Origin of the sequence: Vagococcus sp. (genome assembly GCF_052102835.1) — a bacterium.
GTDB lineage: Bacteria > Bacillota > Bacilli > Lactobacillales > Vagococcaceae > Vagococcus.
Map to the genome: position 1 here is coordinate 161,057 of NZ_JBQEIL010000005.1, position 17,180 is coordinate 178,236.

Sequence of the window (17,180 nt, forward strand, 5' to 3'; positions counted from 1 at the left end):
AGTAATGAAACGTGTCGTAATAACAGGATTAGGAGCAATAACTCCTTTAGGTAACACCGCTCAAGAATTTATGGAAAATGTAAAAAATGGTCAGTGTGGGATTGCCCCTATTACTAAGTTTGATGCTATAGAAACAGGAATCACCGTGGCGGCGGAAGTCAAAGAATTTGACCCAACGTTATATATGGAGAAAAAAGCAGTCAAGCGAATGGATATGTATTCTGTTTACGCTATTGGGGCAGCGGTACAGGCATTAGAAGATAGTGGTTTAAAAATTACGGATGAGAATGCAGATCGGGTAGGAACCATTGTTAGTTCGGGGATTGGTGGGATGAAAACCATTCAAGATCAAGTCATTAGAATGTCAACCAAAGGTCCGAAACGGATAGCTCCTCTATTTGTACCGATGGTAATAGGCAACATGGCTGCCGCTAATGTTGCCATTAAATTAGGGGCGAAAGGGCATTGTTCGTCAATTGTAACTGCTTGTGCATCTTCAACCGATGCGATTGGTGAAGCTTTTAGAAATATTAAACATGGTTACTCTGATATCATATTTGCAGGTGGTGCAGAGGCGACCATTTGTGAAATAGGAATTGGAGGCTTTGGTGCTTTGACGGCACTCTCAACAGAGGTCGATCCAACGATTGCTTCACGTCCTTTTGACGAAAAGCGAGATGGTTTTGTGATGGGTGAAGGAAGTGCAATTTTAGTCCTTGAAGAATTGGAACATGCTTTAGCTAGAGGGGCTAAGATTTATGGTGAAGTGGTGGGTTACGGCTCAAATTGTGACGCACACCATATTACAAGTCCAAATGCAGATGGTTCAGGTGCTGGTAAGTGTATGCAACTCGCAATGAATGAAGCAGGAGTAAGCAAAGAAGAAATTAGTTATATTAATGCCCATGGAACGAGCACACCTACGAATGATGGGGCTGAAACAACAGCAATTAAGTATGCTTTTGGTGAACAAGCGTATCGTATTCCAATATCGAGTACGAAAAGTATGATTGGTCATTTATTAGGTGCTGCTGGAGCAGTCGAAGCGATTGCGTGTTTGATGGCTTTACGGGAAAATTATATTCCTCCAACCATTGGCTTAAAAACACCGGATGTCAATTGTGATTTAGATTATGTTCCGGAAAAAGGGCGCTCACAAGAAGTGAACTATACCTTGAGTAATTCTTTAGGTTTTGGTGGTCATAATGCTGTCATTTGTCTGAAGAAATGGCGAGGTGTTTAAGATGCTAGCGAGTGAATTAAAAGAATTGTTAGCTTTTTTTGATACAAGTTCGATTCGCGAGTTGGATTTATCACTTAAAGAAGTGCAACTATATGTTAGCAAACAGGAAATGAGTCGTCATGAAAGACCAACAAGTCAGGTTTTTAAGTCAGAAGAAGTCGTTGAACGAACCGATCCATCTGAATTAGAAAACCGTGATCAACAAAAGGAAGATAAAATTAGCTTAGAAGCGAAGCACCTTGTCGAAGCACCTTTAGTTGGGGTCGTTTATGAAGCAAGCGAACCTGGTAGTGCCCCCTTTAAAAGCATTGGGGATCGCGTCGAGGTTGGTGAAACATTATGTATTATTGAAGCGATGAAAATAATGAATGAAATTAAAAGTGAGGTTTCTGGCGAGATTGTGGCTATTTGTTTTGAGAATGAAGCCGTTGTCGAGTATGGAGCACCATTATTTAAGATTAACTAGGAGGTAGACACATGCAATTAAATGTACAAGAAATTATGGAAATTATCCCCAATCGTTATCCAATTATGATGGTTGATAAGGTAACTGAATTAGAACCAGGAAAATATGTAAAAGCGATAAAAAATGTGACTTATAATGAACATTTCTTCCCAGGACATTTTCCTGGTGAGCCTGTCATGCCAGGTGTTTTGATTTTAGAAGCATTAGCCCAAACTGGCTCAATCCCGTTACTTAAAAGTGAAGAATTTGAAGGGAAAACAGGGTATTTAGGTGGGATTGATAAAGTGAAATTCCGCCAAAAGGTCGTTCCAGGTGATGTTTTAGTCATGGAGATGGAAATTATCAAACGAAAAGGAAATATTGGTGTCGGCAAAGCAACGGCCTCTGTAGAAGGCAAAAAAGTTTGTGAAGCATTGATGACCTTTATTATTGGAGCATAAAGTGATGTTCGAAAAAATATTAGTAGCCAACCGAGGAGAAATTGCCGTCCGCATTATTCGTGCTTGTCGTGAGCTTGGGATTAAAACGGTGGCTATTTTTTCTGAAGCTGATCGAACCGCGCTTCATGTAGAAATGGCGGATGAGGCAATTTGTGTAGGCCCTAGTCGCGCGACAGAATCATATTTAAACATGCAACAAGTTTTGAGTGCAGCCCTTGTGACAGGGGCTGAAGCCATTCATCCAGGTTTTGGCTTTTTAGCTGAAAATAGCCTATTTGCACAAATGTGTGAAGATTGTCAAATTAAATTTATCGGTCCTAAACCAAAAACGATTGATGCGATGGGCAACAAAATTAATGCTCGACATTTGATGATTGAAGCTAAAGTCCCTGTTATTCCAGGTAGTGATGGTGAAGTTGATACTCTTGAAGCCGCTGAAGAGGTTGCTCAGGCCATTGGTTATCCGTTGATGCTAAAAGCAGCAGCAGGTGGAGGTGGTAAAGGGATTAGAAAGGTTTTTTCGGTTGCAGATTTAGCGAGTCAATTTCATGCCGCTCAACAAGAAGCCTTAGCAGCTTTTGGAAATGGACAGATGTATATTGAAAAAATTATCTACCCAGCAAAGCATATTGAAGTTCAAATTTTAGGCGACGCTTTTGGGCATGTTATTCATCTTGGTGAAAGGGATTGTTCACTGCAACGAAATAATCAGAAAGTGCTAGAAGAAGCCCCTTCTTTAAAACTATCACACGAGTTACGTGAGGCGATGGGACAAGCTGCACTAAAGGCTGCTAAAGCGGTTGCTTATGAAAATGCGGGAACGATTGAATTTTTAGTTGATTCAGCAGGTCATTTTTATTTTATGGAAATGAATACGCGTATTCAGGTAGAACATCCAGTTACTGAGATGGTTACAGGAATTGATATCGTGAAATGGCAACTGAAAATTGCAGCAGGTGAAGCACTAACGTTAAAGCAGGCGGATATCAAATTAACAGGTTTTGCTATCGAATGTCGAATTAATGCCGAAGATCCAACCAAAAATTTTGCGCCTTCTCCTGGTAGGATTACAAATCTTTATTTACCAAGTGGTGGTCTTGGTTTGAGGGTCGATAGCGGCGTTTATCAAAATTATCTTATTCCTCCTTTTTATGATTCAATGATTGCTAAGATTATTGTTCATGGAGAAACACGAATTGAGGCCCTTCGAAAAATGCAACGAGCATTAGGCGAATTAGTAACGGATGGTGTGGTGACGAATCAAGAGTTTCAACTGGATTTAATTACTCATCCTGACATTATTGCTGGGAATTACGATACAGGTTTTTTACAAGAAGTATTTCTTCCAGCGTGGGAGCATCAATAGATTAAACAGAATTGAGGAGGACAGGTATGGGATTATTTAAAAAAAGAGATTATATTCGTATCAATCCCACTCACTCTATTCAAGAGACAACCGCTCCAGTAAAACCAGTTGTTCCCGATGGAATGTGGGAGCAGTGCCCAAGCTGTCAACAAGCGATTTATAGTAAACAGATGGGGACAGAAAAAGCTTGTATTCATTGCGGATATGGATTTAGAATAGGGGCGACTGAACGAATTGAATTAATCGTTGACCAAGGAACGTTTGAAGCTTGGGATTCTGAATTGAGTGCGCATAATCCGCTGGATTTTCCTGAATATTCAGAAAAAATAAAAAAAGCACAATTGACGACTCAATTAAAAGAAGCTGTCTTAACAGGCTCTTGCCAAATTGATGGCGTTCGATGTGGGATTGGCGTCATGGATAGTCAGTTTATTATGGGGAGTATGAGTTCAATAGTCGGTGAAAAAATCACTCGTTTATTTGAACGAGCCCAACAGGAAAAGTTACCAGTTATTATCTTCACTGCTTCGGGAGGAGCTCGGATGCAGGAAGGAATTCTTTCCTTAATGCAGATGGCAAAAATATCTGGAGCAGTTAAGTCACATAGTTTAGCTGGTTTACTATACATACCTGTTTTGACTGATCCAACAACAGGTGGCGTCACAGCGAGTTTTGCGATGCAAGGTGATTTAATTTTAGCAGAACCGCAGTCATTAATTGGTTTTGCCGGTCGTCGAGTCATTGAACAAACACTCCGTCAAGAATTACCTAAAGATTTTCAACGAGCAGAGTTTTTATTGGAACATGGATTTATTGATAAAATAGTTTCAAGAAATGAGTTACGAACGACATTAGCTAGTTTATTGAAGTTACATGGATATGATAAATAAATGGAGGGATTATCATGAAAAGTAAGCGCTCTGCAAGTGAGATTGTTACACTCGCGCGGTCGAGTAATCGTTTAACCGCTCGTGAACTAATCACTCATTTGTTTACTGATTTTATAGAATGTCACGGAGATCGTTATTTTGGTGATGATCCAGCAATTGTTGGGGGGATAGCTTTTTTTAACCAACAACCTGTAACCGTCATTGGGATTCAAAAGGGTCAAAATTTGACAGAGAATTTAAAAACTCATTTTGGCTCGCCTACACCAGAAGGGTATCGAAAGTCGCTTCGTCTAATGCAACAAGCTGAAAAATTTAATCGCCCGATTATAACATTTGTAAACACTCCGGGCGCATTTTGTGGCGTTGAGGCAGAAGAACGAGGGGAAGGGGAGGCCATAGCAAGGAATCTGCTAGAGATGAGTCATTTGAGTGTTCCGATTTTAACCATTATCACTGGGGAAGGTGGTAGTGGAGGGGCACTCGCTCTAGCAGTTGGTAATCGTGTTTGGATGATGGAACATAGTATTTATTCAATTCTCTCTCCAGAAGGTTTTGCTTCCATTCTATGGAAAGATAGTCGTCGTTCTGGAGAAGCCGCTGATTTGATGAAATTAACTGCTAGAGACTTATTGAAATTAGGTGTGATTGATGGTGTGATAAGTGAAACGGGTGAAACTGAAATATTACCTTCTTCCTTAATCATTAAAAATTTGCAAAACACGATTGAAAAAAGCTTAAAGGAATTAAGCACTTTAAGTCAAGCCGAATTACAAGAACAGCGTTTAGCTAGATTTAGAAAATACTAAAAAACAAGCAGGCTAAGTTTTAATTTAGCCTGCTTGTTTTTCTGTATCAAAAAGAGTAAAACCTCGTCCCACAACCTCGTGCGTACTGGCAATTGTAATAAAAGCTTCAGGGTCAATATCAAGAACTAGTTGTTTTAATTCAATAAATTGTTCTTCTCTAATGACACTCATAATCATCTTTTTAGCTTCCTTATTCAGGCCGCCTTCGACAGCAATGTAAGTAATTCCAAAATTATGTTCATTAACTAGCGAAGTTCCAATGATTTCGTATTGATTTGAAATGATAAAAATATTTTTAGAAGTATCTGGTCCAACTTGTACAGTATCAACCATGCGGCTCGATAGATATAAAGCGATTAAAGCTACCAAAACGGCTTGTACATCATAAACAATCAGTGCACATAAAATGACTAAACCATCTGTCAGTGCAAGTAAGATGGCGATTCTTAAGTTAGTTATTTTTTGTAAAAGCAACGCAAGTAAATCAGTTCCGCCGGTAGAGCCATTTCCTAGAAAGACTAGTCCAATTCCAAGTCCGACGGTAGACCCGCCAAAGATACTAGCAAGAATGGGCTCGGAAACTTCGATCTGAAGACCGCTAAAAAGAGAAATAAATAACGGGACTAGTAAAGACCCGAAGATACTTTTTAATAAAACTTCTTTACCTAAAAAAATAACTGATAGTGAAAATAAAAAAATATTAGCAATCAATATAAAAACGGAAGGTGTCCAACCGAAGACTTCATAAGCAAGGATTGATAAACCAGTGAGTCCACCGGAAACAATTCGATTAGGAAGTAAAAATGCATTAAAACCAAAACCAACAATAAAACAGCCTAGTGTAATCAAAGCTAAATCGACAATCCGTTTGCCGAAAACTTTATATAATTTTTGAATCATAGAAATCCCTCCAAGAGCTTATACTAACCGATTTAATAGGCTTAAGCAATACTTATTTATAAAATAAAAAGAGAATAATGGTTTCTTTTGTCTATTACTGGTTAATTGAAAAGAGAGATTGTTATTGTTTGTTTTGTGAAAAAATTATCATTATAATTTATGTTTATTAGTTTAATTGATTGATCTTTATATTGCTTTAAAAATAGTTGGCTAAAGAGGGATGGCAAGTTTTACCTATCATGAAAAACATCGGGAAATTATTGCGAGGGCTTCTGACTAATATAAGTTTTATTTCAGCTCAATCACTAAAATGGTCTATCCGTTTATTTAAATGTGTTAGCATTCAAAAGCTATTTTTCATTGCTACTTTAAAAAAAGGAACATGAAAAAGATAAAAGGATGTTTTTAAAGAAACTAATGCTGAAGTTACCTAAAAAAAGAATTTTTTATTTCAAATATGAGGGAAGTGCTTAAGTTTGTGATTTTTAAAGTGGTTAAAAACATTAATATAATACGGTTTCGACTTAAATTTCACATAAAATATTAATCAATTATATAGTACGTCTTATATAAGTTAATAATAGGTATTGATTATATATAGAACGTCATATATAATCTAATCATACGTACTATATAGGAGGCTAATCATGTTAAAACAAGTTTATCAATTCCAAGAAGGACAAGCAGAAATGAAAGGATTGCTAGGTGGTAAAGGTGCTAACTTAGCAGAAATGACTCGCTTGGGTTTACCAGTCCCACCAGGTTTTACTATTACAACAGAAGCTTGTAATCATTATTTGGAAAATGGAAAACACTTAACAGATGAACTGAAACAAGAAATCGAAGCACATTTATTCGAATTAGAAAAGAAAGAAAAAAAAGAATTTGGTCGAAGTGACGACTTACTATTACTATCTGTCAGAAGTGGTTCTAAATTTTCAATGCCAGGTATGATGGATACGATTTTGAATTTAGGTTTAAATGATGAAAGTGTCAAAGTGTTAGCTAAAATGACTAAGAATGAAGCTTTTGCTTATGATTGTTATCGCCGTTTAATTCAAATGTATGGTAACGTTGTTTATGGAATTGATGGACAACATTTTGAAAGTTTATTAGACTTTTATAAAACAAAATACCGAATTAAAAATGATTCTGATTTAACAGCAAGTCATTTAAAAGAAATTGTGAAAGATTTTAAAGATTTATTTTTAGAAAACAAACGTCAACCGTTTCCACAAGATCCTAAAGAACAGTTATTACAAGCGATTGAAGCCGTCTTCTTATCTTGGAATAATGAACGTGCTTTTATTTATCGCAATTTACATCAAATTGATCATCATTTAGGAACTGCTGTGAATATTCAAGCAATGGTTTTTGGTAATAGTGGTGATACAAGTGGGACAGGAGTTGTTTTTTCACGCCATCCTGCAACAGGCGAGAAAAAATTGTTTGGTGAATATTTAATGAATGCACAAGGTGAAGATGTAGTTGCCGGCGTAAGAACCCCATCAACCATTGATCATCTAGCAGAAGAGTTACCTGCCTGTTTTGAAGAATTACAAAGATTAGTTAATTTATTAGAAACGCATTATTTAGATATGCAAGATGTTGAATTTACGATTGAGCATGGAAAACTTTACCTACTTCAAACTAGAAATGGAAAGCGAACGGCTAAAGCAGCCGTTAAAATTGCAGTAGACTTGGTGAAGGAAAAGTTGATTGACAAAAAACAAGCATTAATGATGATTGATCCTCAATCTATCAATAGCTTACTGTATCCTGTTTTTGATGAAAAGGCATTGCGTCAAGCGGAATTAATCTCTAGTAAAGGGTTACCAGCGAGTCCAGGCTCCGCAACTGGAAAAGTTTGTTTTGATGCAGCAGCAGCTAAAAAATTAGTAGACATGGGTGAGAAAGCAATTTTGGTTAGACAAGAAACGTCACCAGAAGATATTGAAGGAATGGTTGTTAGTGAAGCGATTGTCACTAGTCGTGGTGGAATGACTTCACATGCTGCGGTAGTGGCTCGTGGGATGGGAACGTGTTGTGTAGCCGGTTGTTCTGAGATAGAAGTTAATGAGTTTTTTAAAGAGATCACGTATGCTGGTGGTGTTCTAAAAGAAGGCGATGTTATTTCAGTAGACGGAACGAACGGTGCGTTATACGTGGGTGAAATTGATCAAAGTATTGCTGAGCATGATCAAAATCTAGACACGATTTTATCTTGGTCAAAAGAAATTTCGCGTCTTGATATTCGAATGAATGCAGAGACGCCAAGTGATATTAAAACGGGCTTAGATTTTAATGCTGGTGGGATTGGATTGGTGCGTACTGAGCATATGTTCTTTGTACCAGAACGCTTAAGAGAAATGCGTCGTTTTATTTTAGCACAAACCTTTGAAGAACGTCAGCAAGCCTTACAAACAATTTTAGCGTATCAAATTGATGACTTTAAAGAAATTTTTGATACAATTGGTGAAAAACCAGCAGTCATTCGCTTGTTAGATCCACCTTTACATGAATTTATCCCGAGTCAGACTCACGAATTAGAAAAAATAGCACATGATTTAGAGGTTCCATTGGATAAACTGAAATCAAAAGTAAATGAGTTACATGAAGTTAATCCAATGTTAGGTCACCGTGGTTGTCGTTTAGCGATTACTTACCCTGAACTATACGTTATGCAGGCAGAAGCCATCATTCGGAGTGTCATTGAATTAGAAAAAGAAAAAAATATCAAAATAAAACCTGAAATCATGATACCATTAGTAGGGACGACGAAAGAATTAACGATTTTAAAAACAGAAATTGAGAATTATCTTAATCAATTATTGAATGAGGAAAACTATTCTGTTGATTATACGATTGGTACGATGATTGAAATACCACGTGCTTGTCTGATTGCTGATCAAATCGCTGAAACGGCAGAGTTTTTAAGTTTTGGTACCAATGATTTAACTCAAATGACATTTGGTTATTCACGTGATGATGCCGGTAAATTTATTCATCAATATTTAACGGATGGCATTTTACCTGTTGATCCTTTCCAAACGATTGATTTAGAAGGAGTTGGAGAGTTGATCCAATTAGCGGTTATTAGAGCTCGTCAAACAAATCCCACGATAAAAATTGGCGTGTGTGGTGAGTTGGGTGGCGATCCTCAATCGATTGAATTCTTTAACCGAATTGGTTTAGATTATGTATCGTGTTCACCTTTCCGTTTACCAATCGCCTATATTGCAGCAGCGAGAAGTCAAATACTTTTAGAAGATGAGAAATAAAAATTGATAAATGAGGGATGACGATGGAGTTAACTGAACGTCAGAAAAAAATAATTGAAATTGTAAAAGAAAAAGAACCAATCAGTGGCGATCGAATTGCTGAGAGTTTAGGTTTAACAAAGCCGACTTTGCGAAGCGATTTAGCTGTCTTAACGATGACTGGAATATTAGATGCTCGTCCGAAAGTAGGTTATGTTTATTCAGGTCTTACGTTTGAACCTCTATTACATGATCAACTATTTAAAACGACTGTTCGTGAATTAATGTCCGGTCCAGTGATTTGTTATCCAGAAACAACGGTTAGTGATGCTACAACATCATTATTTATGTATGATAGTGGTTCGCTTTATGTATGTGATGCCAAAAGTCAAGAATTACTAGGTATCGTTTCGAGAAAAGATTTATTAAGAAGTTTATTAAATAGCCACGATAATGATGTTTTAATTACGGTGATTATGACAAGGATGCCTAATTTGGTGATAGCGACACCTGAGATGAGTGTTTTAGAAGCCGGTGAGCTATTAGTCAAACATGAGATTGATTCGCTACCAGTTGTTAGTAGTCAGGATTCTAAAGAAGTAATCGGTAAATTATCAAAAACACGAGTGATGGAACATTTTATTCGGATGGGGAGTGGCAATTAATGAACGAAATGCAAAGAAGACGTGAAAGTACACTAAAAATATTTGTTATATCAGATTCGATTGGCGAGACAGCTCAGCGAGTGATTCATGCTGTCTTAGCCCAGTTTCCAACTTTGGAAGAATATGAAGTGAAAACCTTTCCTTTCATTGATTCTAAAGAAGGTTTATTGGCTATCTGTCAAGATGCTTTGAATGAAAAAGCGATTGTCGTAACGACGATGGTCGGTCTTGAGTTAAACCAAGTTTGTCGCGATTTTTGCCGACGAGTAGGTCTTGAACATATCGATTACATGACTAAATTGATGGGTATTGTTTCTAACCGTAGTCATATTGAACCTATTTACGAGAGTGGTTCACAGTATCATTTAAATCAAGAATATTTCAAGCGTGTTGAAGCTGTAGAATTTGCGGTAAGATATGATGATGGAAAAGATGCGAAAGGTTTTAATACAGCTGATATTGTTGTATTGGGAGTATCAAGAACTTCTAAAACACCTTTAAGTATGTATTTAGCAAATAAATCTTATAAAGTAGCCAATTTACCTTTAATTCCTGAAGTCGCATTACCGCATGAAATTGATGCTTTAAAAGGAAAAGTGGTAATTGGTTTAACAGCCAATGCAAACTATCTAATGAGTGTTCGACAAGCGAGATTAAGTTCTTTAGGTCTTGAAGGAGTATCTTCTTATGTTAAGTTAGATCGAATTAAGGAAGAATTGGCTTATGCACGTGAAGTGTTTGAACGGACCGGGGCTTATGTCATCGACGTTACGAATCAATCGATTGAAGAAACAGCTCAGTTAGTTATTGAATATCAAAAAGAATTTAATCAATAAATAACGGTTTCCTCAAGTGATTTAAAAGGTCGTATGAAATATCCATTTGGAATTTCATACGACCTTTTTGTTTATGACTTATTTATGTAAGTGATTCTTCCGAATAGATTTTGTCCAGAAACCACCCGAAATATATTTTGGTTCGTAGGAGATAATAAAAGCTCGTTCATCGAAGGTTTTAACAAGTTGATAAAGAGTTCTTTCTCTCTTGCGTGAAGATAGAATTTCTAAAATTAAGCGTTCGCCATCTCGTCCTTCACCAATACTCTGAGTGACACCATAGCCTTCTTCTCGTATTTGATTAGCTAAACCAGCATTTACTAAAGGATCATAAGGAATAATTGCCGTCACCATAATATAGCCGAGTGCTAAATAGTTTTCAATCTGGATGCCAACGCTAATTCCTACTGCATAGCCTAAAGCGTAGACAAAAATATTGAGTGGATTATCCATTCGATTAAGGACAAGTGATAAACCAACAATATAGATGGTAATCTCAACCATACTAACAAGAGGTGCGATGATGCGGTAGCCTTTCATGGTTAACATAAAACGAATTGTATTTAACGTAATGTAACAAAAATTAATGGTGAAAATCATAAGTAATTCTTTGATATCCATTAAAAGTCCCCCTTTTTATTGTCTAATAATATCGTATCATATTTTTACTAAAAATAGAGGTGAAAAAGAAATAATTTTGTTCAATTAAGATAACGTGTGGTAGACTGTAATAGAAGCAACTTTATTGAAGAAGTCTGAAGGAGGAAGGAATATGTTTTCATTAGAAACACGAAATGACAATCTAGAAAAGATGACCCAAAATACACTAGATGTTTTGGTGATTGGTGGAGGGATTACTGGTGCTGGCATTGTTTTGGATGCGGTTACAAGAGGATTGACCGTTGGTTTAGTAGAAATGCGTGATTTTGCCTCTGGAACTTCAAGTCGGTCAACAAAATTAGTTCATGGTGGGCTTCGTTATTTAGCTCAACTGGATATTAAAACCGTTGCTGAAGTTGGCCAAGAACGTGAAATTGTTTATGAAAATGCACCACATGTGACAACTCCAGTTAAAATGATGCTTCCTTTTTATAAGGGTGGAACGTTTGGTCCATTTACGACGACCATCGCTTTAGATATTTATGATCGATTAGCAAAAGTTAAAAAAAATGAACGTAAATTTATGTTAAATCCGGAAGAATCCTTGCGCCGAGAACCTTATTTGATAGAAAAAGGATTATCTGGAACAGGTGTTTATGTTGAATATCGAACAGATGATAGTCGCTTAACACTAGAAGCCTTGAAAAAAGCGAATGAATTAGGCGCAATGATTAGTAATTATACAAAAGTTGTGAAATTATTATATCGTCAAGAAACAGGGCAAATCATTGGCGTTCGAGTAATCGATACAGTAACAGGTAAAGAATATCCCATTTATGCTAAGCGTGTGATTAATGCTACTGGCCCTTGGGTAGACCAGCTACGTGAATTAGACCAATCAAAAGAGGGCAAATATCTCCATATGACAAAAGGTGTTCATGTAGTGGTAGATCAAGATAAGTTACCACTTTCTAACGCTATTTATTTTGATACACCATTCAATGATGGACGAATGATGTTTGCTATTCCTCGAGCAGGAAAAGTTTATATTGGAACCACTGATACGTTCTATGAAAAAAATCCAGCAGAACCAGAGATTAAACGTGAAGATGTTGATTATATTATCCGTGCAACGAATGCTATTTTTGATATTCCAAAATTAAAATTAAGTGATGTGGAGACTGCTTGGGCTGGGGTTCGTCCACTAATTCATGAGGCCGGTAAATCACCTTCTGAAATTTCGCGTCGAGATGAAATTTTTCATTCTAAGAGTGGCTTATACTCAATCGCTGGAGGGAAGTTGACAGGTTATCGTAAGATGTCAGAAACAATCATGGATAAAGTATTAAAAGACCTATCTGTTAATGAAGGGATTCCTTATATTGATTGTCAGACAAAAGAATTGACATTATCAGGTGGAGTAGTTGGAGGTAGCGCTGCTTTTAATCAGCTAGCGGATCGTTTTATTCAAATGGGGCAAACGCATTATAATTTAGCACCCGCAGAAGCAAAAGAAATTGTCCAACGTTATGGAGCAAATGCAAAAGTTGTATTTGATTATCTATTGGAAGAAAATACGACTAATTTAAATGATATGACATTAGCAATGCTTAAATATGGGTTGGAACATGAGATGATTTTAGATCCAGTTGATTTCTTATTGCGTCGGACAAGTTATTTATTATTTGATATTAAACATGCCTTAGAAATTAAGGATGATGTCATCTTATTTATGGCGACTTACCTTAACTGGACAGAAGAAAAAGTAGCAGTGATGATGGAAGAATTAGAGGTTGAAATCAATCGTCATACTGTTTTTCCATATTAAAAAAAGAGAAGACAGATGAGTGAACCGAAAGGCTTTCTCATCTGTCTTTTTTAGTTAGTGTTCGATTTTGTTATAGTTTAAAAAATTTGAAGCTAAACGATTAAACGTTTTTGGTTTTAGAACAGGTATAGAATGAGGGCATTTTTTAATGATTGTAAACATCGCATTAGGGACTTTTTGAGCAAATTCTTTAATTTTTTGCGTTTCCATAATGTCATATTCACCAACAACAATCAGTGTTGGTACATCCCAGTTCTTAAATTGTCGTTTAAAAATCGGTAAATCAGTAATCGCTAATTTAGCCACTCGTGCTCGTTTTTTCCAGTGTAATAACTTGTCGGTAATGTCAAAAAATAGTTTGGAGTAAAAACGTTGAACTGGTTTTAATTGTTTGAATGTAATATTAGGCGAAACAAGAATGACGCTTTCAACGAGTTTACGATAATAGCTACTAAAAGTTAAAGCAATATTTGCTCCATCGCTAAAACCAATTAATGAAACTTTTTTTATGTTTTCATGTTTTAAAATCGTTAAAATATCGGTCATAATTTGTCCAAAAGTAAGTTGGTCGGAGCGGTTAATTGACCGACCATGATCTCTGGTATCCATAAGAATTAATTGGTATTTATTTTTAAAAAATTCAACTTGTTTTTTGAAATAACGATGACTGCCACTATTTCCATGAATAAAAAAAAGTGGTTTACCAGTTCCAATAATTTGATAGTAAATTGTGCCACCATCAACGGTTGAAATTAATTTTTCCATAATGATCACCTTTGAATTTATTTTTTTAATTCATAAATTTTGGAAGGGCGCCCGACACCAATTGCTTTTTGTCCAACCTCAACGAGGTAAGGACGTAAGGCTTTTTTAAAGTTAGAATGATCTAAATCCCGATAATCGATCCCTAAAAATTTAGCATAAACTTTACGAGCTTCAGTAATGGTGAAATTTTGTCCTAAAACACGTAGGAGTTTAGGCTCATGGTACATTTTGTTACAGACACGATTAAAAGCTTTGGTTACAATTTCGGCGTGGTCAAAAGCAAGTGAATCACGACCAAGAGATTCGCCATCCATTAAGTTTAATTTGATTTGAGCTTTATTTGGATTGGATAAAACTAAAAGATTTGCCGTTCTTTTGATTGAAAACCATGAGGCATCATTTGCTTTAGAACCTGCAGTTAAGGGTTCTTCACCGATAAAAGCGAGATAACTCACAGTAATCACCCAACCACGTGGGTCACGTCCAGGGTTACTAAAGGTATGGAGTTGTTCAATATTTGAACGAGTGATAGAAACACCTGTTTCTGCATAAGTTTGTCTAATACAGCTATCAGCAGTAGCCTCATGCTGGTTAACAAAGCCTCCAGGTAAAGCCCAAGAATATTGGAAGGGATGAGTGTTTCTTTTAATAAATAGAACTTTTAAATCATCTTGCTCCCGGTTATAACAGAATAAAACAATATCAACCGTAACAGAAGGAACTTCTTGAGTAGGAAAATGTTGATTTTTATACCATTTTAAAAATTCTGTTTCTGAAACTTGAGTTTCATAATAATGTTGTTCTTCCGATCTAGAATGAAATGACGACATGATAAACGACCTTTCTAATATAACAGTAAATAGTACCCTAACATTATCATTTTAAGTCAAAAAAATCATCTGTTTCGCTAAAAATTTTAATGTTTTTAATAATTAAGCAATGATTAATGGAAATATGAGTCTAAAAAAAGGGTTCATTCTAAAGAAGCAAATAAAATAATATTTAAATTTATGATAAAATAGATAAAAAGCACACGAAAGGGTACAAAAAAATGAGTATGACTAAAGATCAATTGAGTATAGAGGTAGCTAAACTTTACTATCAATTAGAATATGGACAACAAAAAATCGCGACGGAATTAAATATATCACGTCCAACGGTTTCCCGTTTACTAAAGCATGCGAAAGATCAAGGGTTCGTGATAATTACCATTACAGACCCTTTTAGTGATACCTTCGCTTTAGCTAATAAAATTAAAGAAAAATATGGGTTGAAACATGTAAGAATTGCTCAAACCCCAAGTGAAAATTACGATTTAATTATTGAACAAATTAGTTCTGTTGCAGCCACTTTTCTTAATGAATCCATTGTGGATGAGGATGTGATTGGTATTGGTTGGGGAACGACGATTTATGAAGTCGCTAAAAAACTGAGTCCAAATCAATTAAAAAATATTCAAGTGGTCCAATTGAAAGGCAGTATTACGCATTCCAATGTAAATACTTACGCTCATGAAACCTTATCTTTATTTGCAGAGTGCTACCACACTACAGGAACAGCCTTGCCACTTCCGGTCATATTTGATAATAGAGAAGTCAAAAAAATCGTTGCTAAAGACCGACACATCCAACATATTATGATGCTACAAGAAGAAGCAACAGTTGCCGTTTATACCGTTGGAACGACACGTGAAGAAGCCCTCTTATTTCAATTGGGTTATCTGACTGATTTACAGAAGGATGAGCTCCAACGACGAGCTGTTGGTGATATTTGTTCAAGGTTTTATGATCAAAAGGGTAAAATTGCTTTGCCTGAAATCAATGAACGAACGATTGGTGTTGAATTGAGTGAGTTACCGAAAAAAAGATTGTCCATTCTTGTCGCTGGTGGCGAGCATAAATTAGAAGCGATACAAGGGGCTTTAAATGGCAACTACGTCAACACATTAGTTACAGACTATTGGACCGCGCAAAAACTAGTTCGTTGAACTTAATTTCATTTTAATCTTTACATTTGTTCTGATGCGATGTATACTTAAATTATCAACAAAGAAGAGAGGAAGAAAAAAATGACAAACTTAGCAAAAATGATTGACCACACAAAATTAAAAGCAGATACAACGAAAGAAGATATTATTACGTTAACAGGAGAAGCAAAAACACATGGCTTCTGGTCTGTATGTATTAATCCAACTTGGATTCCTTTAGCTAAAGTAGAATTAGCCGGTAGTGATGTGAAAATTTGTACGGTGATTGGTTTTCCTTTAGGAGCTAATTCATCAAAAGTTAAAGCTTTTGAAACAGAGCAAGCCATTACAGATGGTGCTGATGAAGTCGATATGGTAATCAACGTTGGAGCATTAAAAGGAGCTCAATATGATGTTGTTTTAGAAGATATTAAAGCAGTTGTTCAAGCAGCAAATGGTCGCGCATTAGTCAAAGTTATTATTGAAACAGCGCTATTAACCAAAGAAGAAATTGTAAAAGTCTGTGAATTAGCAGTTGAAGCAGGAGCAGATTTTGTAAAAACATCGACTGGTTTCTCAACAGCGGGTGCAACGGTTGAAAATGTTAAATTAATGAAAGATACAGTAGGTGAAAAAGCTCTTGTAAAAGCTTCTGGAGGCGTACGTACAACAGCAGACGCTGAAGCAATGGTTGCTGCCGGTGCTTCCCGTATTGGTGCAAGTGATGGTATCAAAATTATTGGTGCGGGTGATGATACTACACCAGTAAGTGATTACTAAATCGTTTAGTTTTTAGTGAGACTGCCTTAAAAAGGTAGTCTTATTTTTTTTAGCGAATGATGTTTTATTCGTCAGATGATTAAAGCGAAACGTTTTTTATAAAATTAAATTTTTATGAGAAAAAGATGGATTTTATATTGACAGCCTCATTTTACTTTGGTAAGATACATTCAACAAATAGAAATCAATTATAAATTAGCTTTGAAAAGAAGAGTACATATTACAAAACATTTAAAGAGACCTCGGTTGGTGAGAAAGAGGAGAGTGATGAGTATGGAAGATGGTCTTTGAGCTTAAAGTAGGTGAGTCTTAACGACTAGCTTGCTACGGGAGTTCCCGTTATCGGACAGCAGTATTGAAGAGGTGACT

Annotated in this window: 16 protein-coding genes and 1 other annotated feature (1 of these 17 cut by a window edge); of the genes, 12 read left to right on the forward strand and 4 right to left on the reverse strand. The window is 36.2% G+C overall.

Annotated elements, in window-relative coordinates:
* Positions 1-4 precede the first annotated feature (4 nt).
* From fabF to accA, 6 genes are read left to right on the forward strand one after another with little or no spacing between them, the layout of a single operon-like run.
* Entirely contained in the window at positions 5-1,243 is a 1,239-nt protein-coding gene (gene fabF, locus ACTJFD_RS06780; protein ID WP_442260581.1) for a beta-ketoacyl-ACP synthase II, read from the forward strand.
* 1 nt (position 1,244) lies between these two features.
* Positions 1,245-1,709: an acetyl-CoA carboxylase biotin carboxyl carrier protein gene (locus tag ACTJFD_RS06785; protein WP_442260582.1), complete on the forward strand. Its 465-nt coding sequence runs from the start codon at positions 1,245-1,247 to the stop codon at positions 1,707-1,709.
* Between the two features lie 11 nt (positions 1,710-1,720).
* On the forward strand, positions 1,721-2,149 hold the full coding sequence (gene fabZ, locus ACTJFD_RS06790) for a 3-hydroxyacyl-ACP dehydratase FabZ (RefSeq protein WP_442260583.1): 429 nt from the start codon (positions 1,721-1,723) through the stop codon (positions 2,147-2,149).
* 4 nt (positions 2,150-2,153) lie between these two features.
* Complete coding sequence (gene accC, locus ACTJFD_RS06795) at positions 2,154-3,515, forward strand: acetyl-CoA carboxylase biotin carboxylase subunit (RefSeq protein ID WP_442260584.1); 1,362 nt, start codon at positions 2,154-2,156, stop codon at positions 3,513-3,515.
* Between the two features lie 26 nt (positions 3,516-3,541).
* Positions 3,542-4,405 (forward strand): acetyl-CoA carboxylase, carboxyltransferase subunit beta, encoded by an 864-nt coding sequence (gene accD, locus ACTJFD_RS06800; protein ID WP_442260585.1) that lies wholly within the window; start codon positions 3,542-3,544, stop codon positions 4,403-4,405.
* Between the two features lie 14 nt (positions 4,406-4,419).
* Positions 4,420-5,211 (forward strand): acetyl-CoA carboxylase carboxyl transferase subunit alpha, encoded by a 792-nt coding sequence (accA, locus tag ACTJFD_RS06805; protein ID WP_442260586.1) that lies wholly within the window; start codon positions 4,420-4,422, stop codon positions 5,209-5,211.
* Positions 5,212-5,235: 24 nt separating this feature from the next.
* On the opposite strand, the gene ACTJFD_RS06810 is transcribed toward accA, so the two are convergent.
* Positions 5,236-6,111, reverse strand: coding sequence for a YitT family protein (locus ACTJFD_RS06810; protein ID WP_442260587.1), 876 nt, complete (start codon positions 6,109-6,111; stop codon positions 5,236-5,238).
* 647 nt (positions 6,112-6,758) lie between these two features.
* Between ACTJFD_RS06810 and ppdK the strand changes: the two genes are divergently transcribed.
* Genes ppdK through ACTJFD_RS06825 form a run of 3 tightly spaced genes read left to right on the forward strand, consistent with a single transcriptional unit; the run spans position 6,759 to position 10,872 of the window.
* Complete coding sequence (gene ppdK / locus ACTJFD_RS06815; RefSeq protein ID WP_442260588.1) at positions 6,759-9,392, forward strand: pyruvate, phosphate dikinase; 2,634 nt, start codon at positions 6,759-6,761, stop codon at positions 9,390-9,392.
* A 23-nt stretch (positions 9,393-9,415) separates the two neighbouring features.
* On the forward strand, positions 9,416-10,036 hold the full coding sequence (locus tag ACTJFD_RS06820) for a CBS domain-containing protein (RefSeq protein WP_442260589.1): 621 nt from the start codon (positions 9,416-9,418) through the stop codon (positions 10,034-10,036).
* On the forward strand, positions 10,036-10,872 hold the full coding sequence (locus ACTJFD_RS06825; RefSeq protein ID WP_442260590.1) for a pyruvate, water dikinase regulatory protein: 837 nt from the start codon (positions 10,036-10,038) through the stop codon (positions 10,870-10,872). Before ACTJFD_RS06820 ends, ACTJFD_RS06825 begins: the two co-directional genes overlap by 1 nt.
* Positions 10,873-10,950: 78 nt before the next feature.
* Here the strand turns inward: ACTJFD_RS06825 and ACTJFD_RS06830 are convergent, their stop codons facing one another.
* Entirely contained in the window at positions 10,951-11,493 is a 543-nt protein-coding gene (locus ACTJFD_RS06830; RefSeq protein ID WP_442260591.1) for a DUF2179 domain-containing protein, read from the reverse strand.
* 151 nt (positions 11,494-11,644) lie between these two features.
* Here ACTJFD_RS06830 and ACTJFD_RS06835 point away from each other — a divergent pair, with 151 nt between their 5' ends.
* The gene (locus ACTJFD_RS06835; RefSeq protein ID WP_442260592.1) at positions 11,645-13,300 is read left to right on the forward strand and encodes a glycerol-3-phosphate dehydrogenase/oxidase; all 1,656 of its coding nucleotides are present in this window, start codon (positions 11,645-11,647) and stop codon (positions 13,298-13,300) included.
* A gap of 54 nt (positions 13,301-13,354) precedes the next feature.
* Here ACTJFD_RS06835 and ACTJFD_RS06840 read toward each other — a convergent pair whose 3' ends face one another.
* Together ACTJFD_RS06840 and ACTJFD_RS06845 are read right to left on the reverse strand one after the other, a co-directional pair.
* Positions 13,355-14,065, reverse strand: a complete 711-nt coding sequence (locus ACTJFD_RS06840; RefSeq protein WP_442260593.1) for an alpha/beta fold hydrolase — start codon at positions 14,063-14,065, stop codon at positions 13,355-13,357.
* Positions 14,066-14,082: 17 nt separating this feature from the next.
* On the reverse strand, positions 14,083-14,895 hold the full coding sequence (locus tag ACTJFD_RS06845) for an NrtR DNA-binding winged helix domain-containing protein (RefSeq protein WP_442260594.1): 813 nt from the start codon (positions 14,893-14,895) through the stop codon (positions 14,083-14,085).
* Between the two features lie 221 nt (positions 14,896-15,116).
* Here ACTJFD_RS06845 and ACTJFD_RS06850 point away from each other — a divergent pair, with 221 nt between their 5' ends.
* Both ACTJFD_RS06850 and deoC read left to right on the forward strand, forming a co-directional pair.
* Positions 15,117-16,052, forward strand: a complete 936-nt coding sequence (locus tag ACTJFD_RS06850) for a sugar-binding transcriptional regulator (protein ID WP_442260595.1) — start codon at positions 15,117-15,119, stop codon at positions 16,050-16,052.
* An 81-nt stretch (positions 16,053-16,133) separates the two neighbouring features.
* A complete protein-coding gene (deoC, locus tag ACTJFD_RS06855; protein ID WP_442260596.1) occupies positions 16,134-16,811 on the forward strand; it encodes a deoxyribose-phosphate aldolase in 678 nt (225 codons plus the stop codon).
* A 192-nt stretch (positions 16,812-17,003) separates the two neighbouring features.
* Positions 17,004-17,180 (forward strand) — a binding site (T-box leader) (it continues 79 nt past the right edge of the window).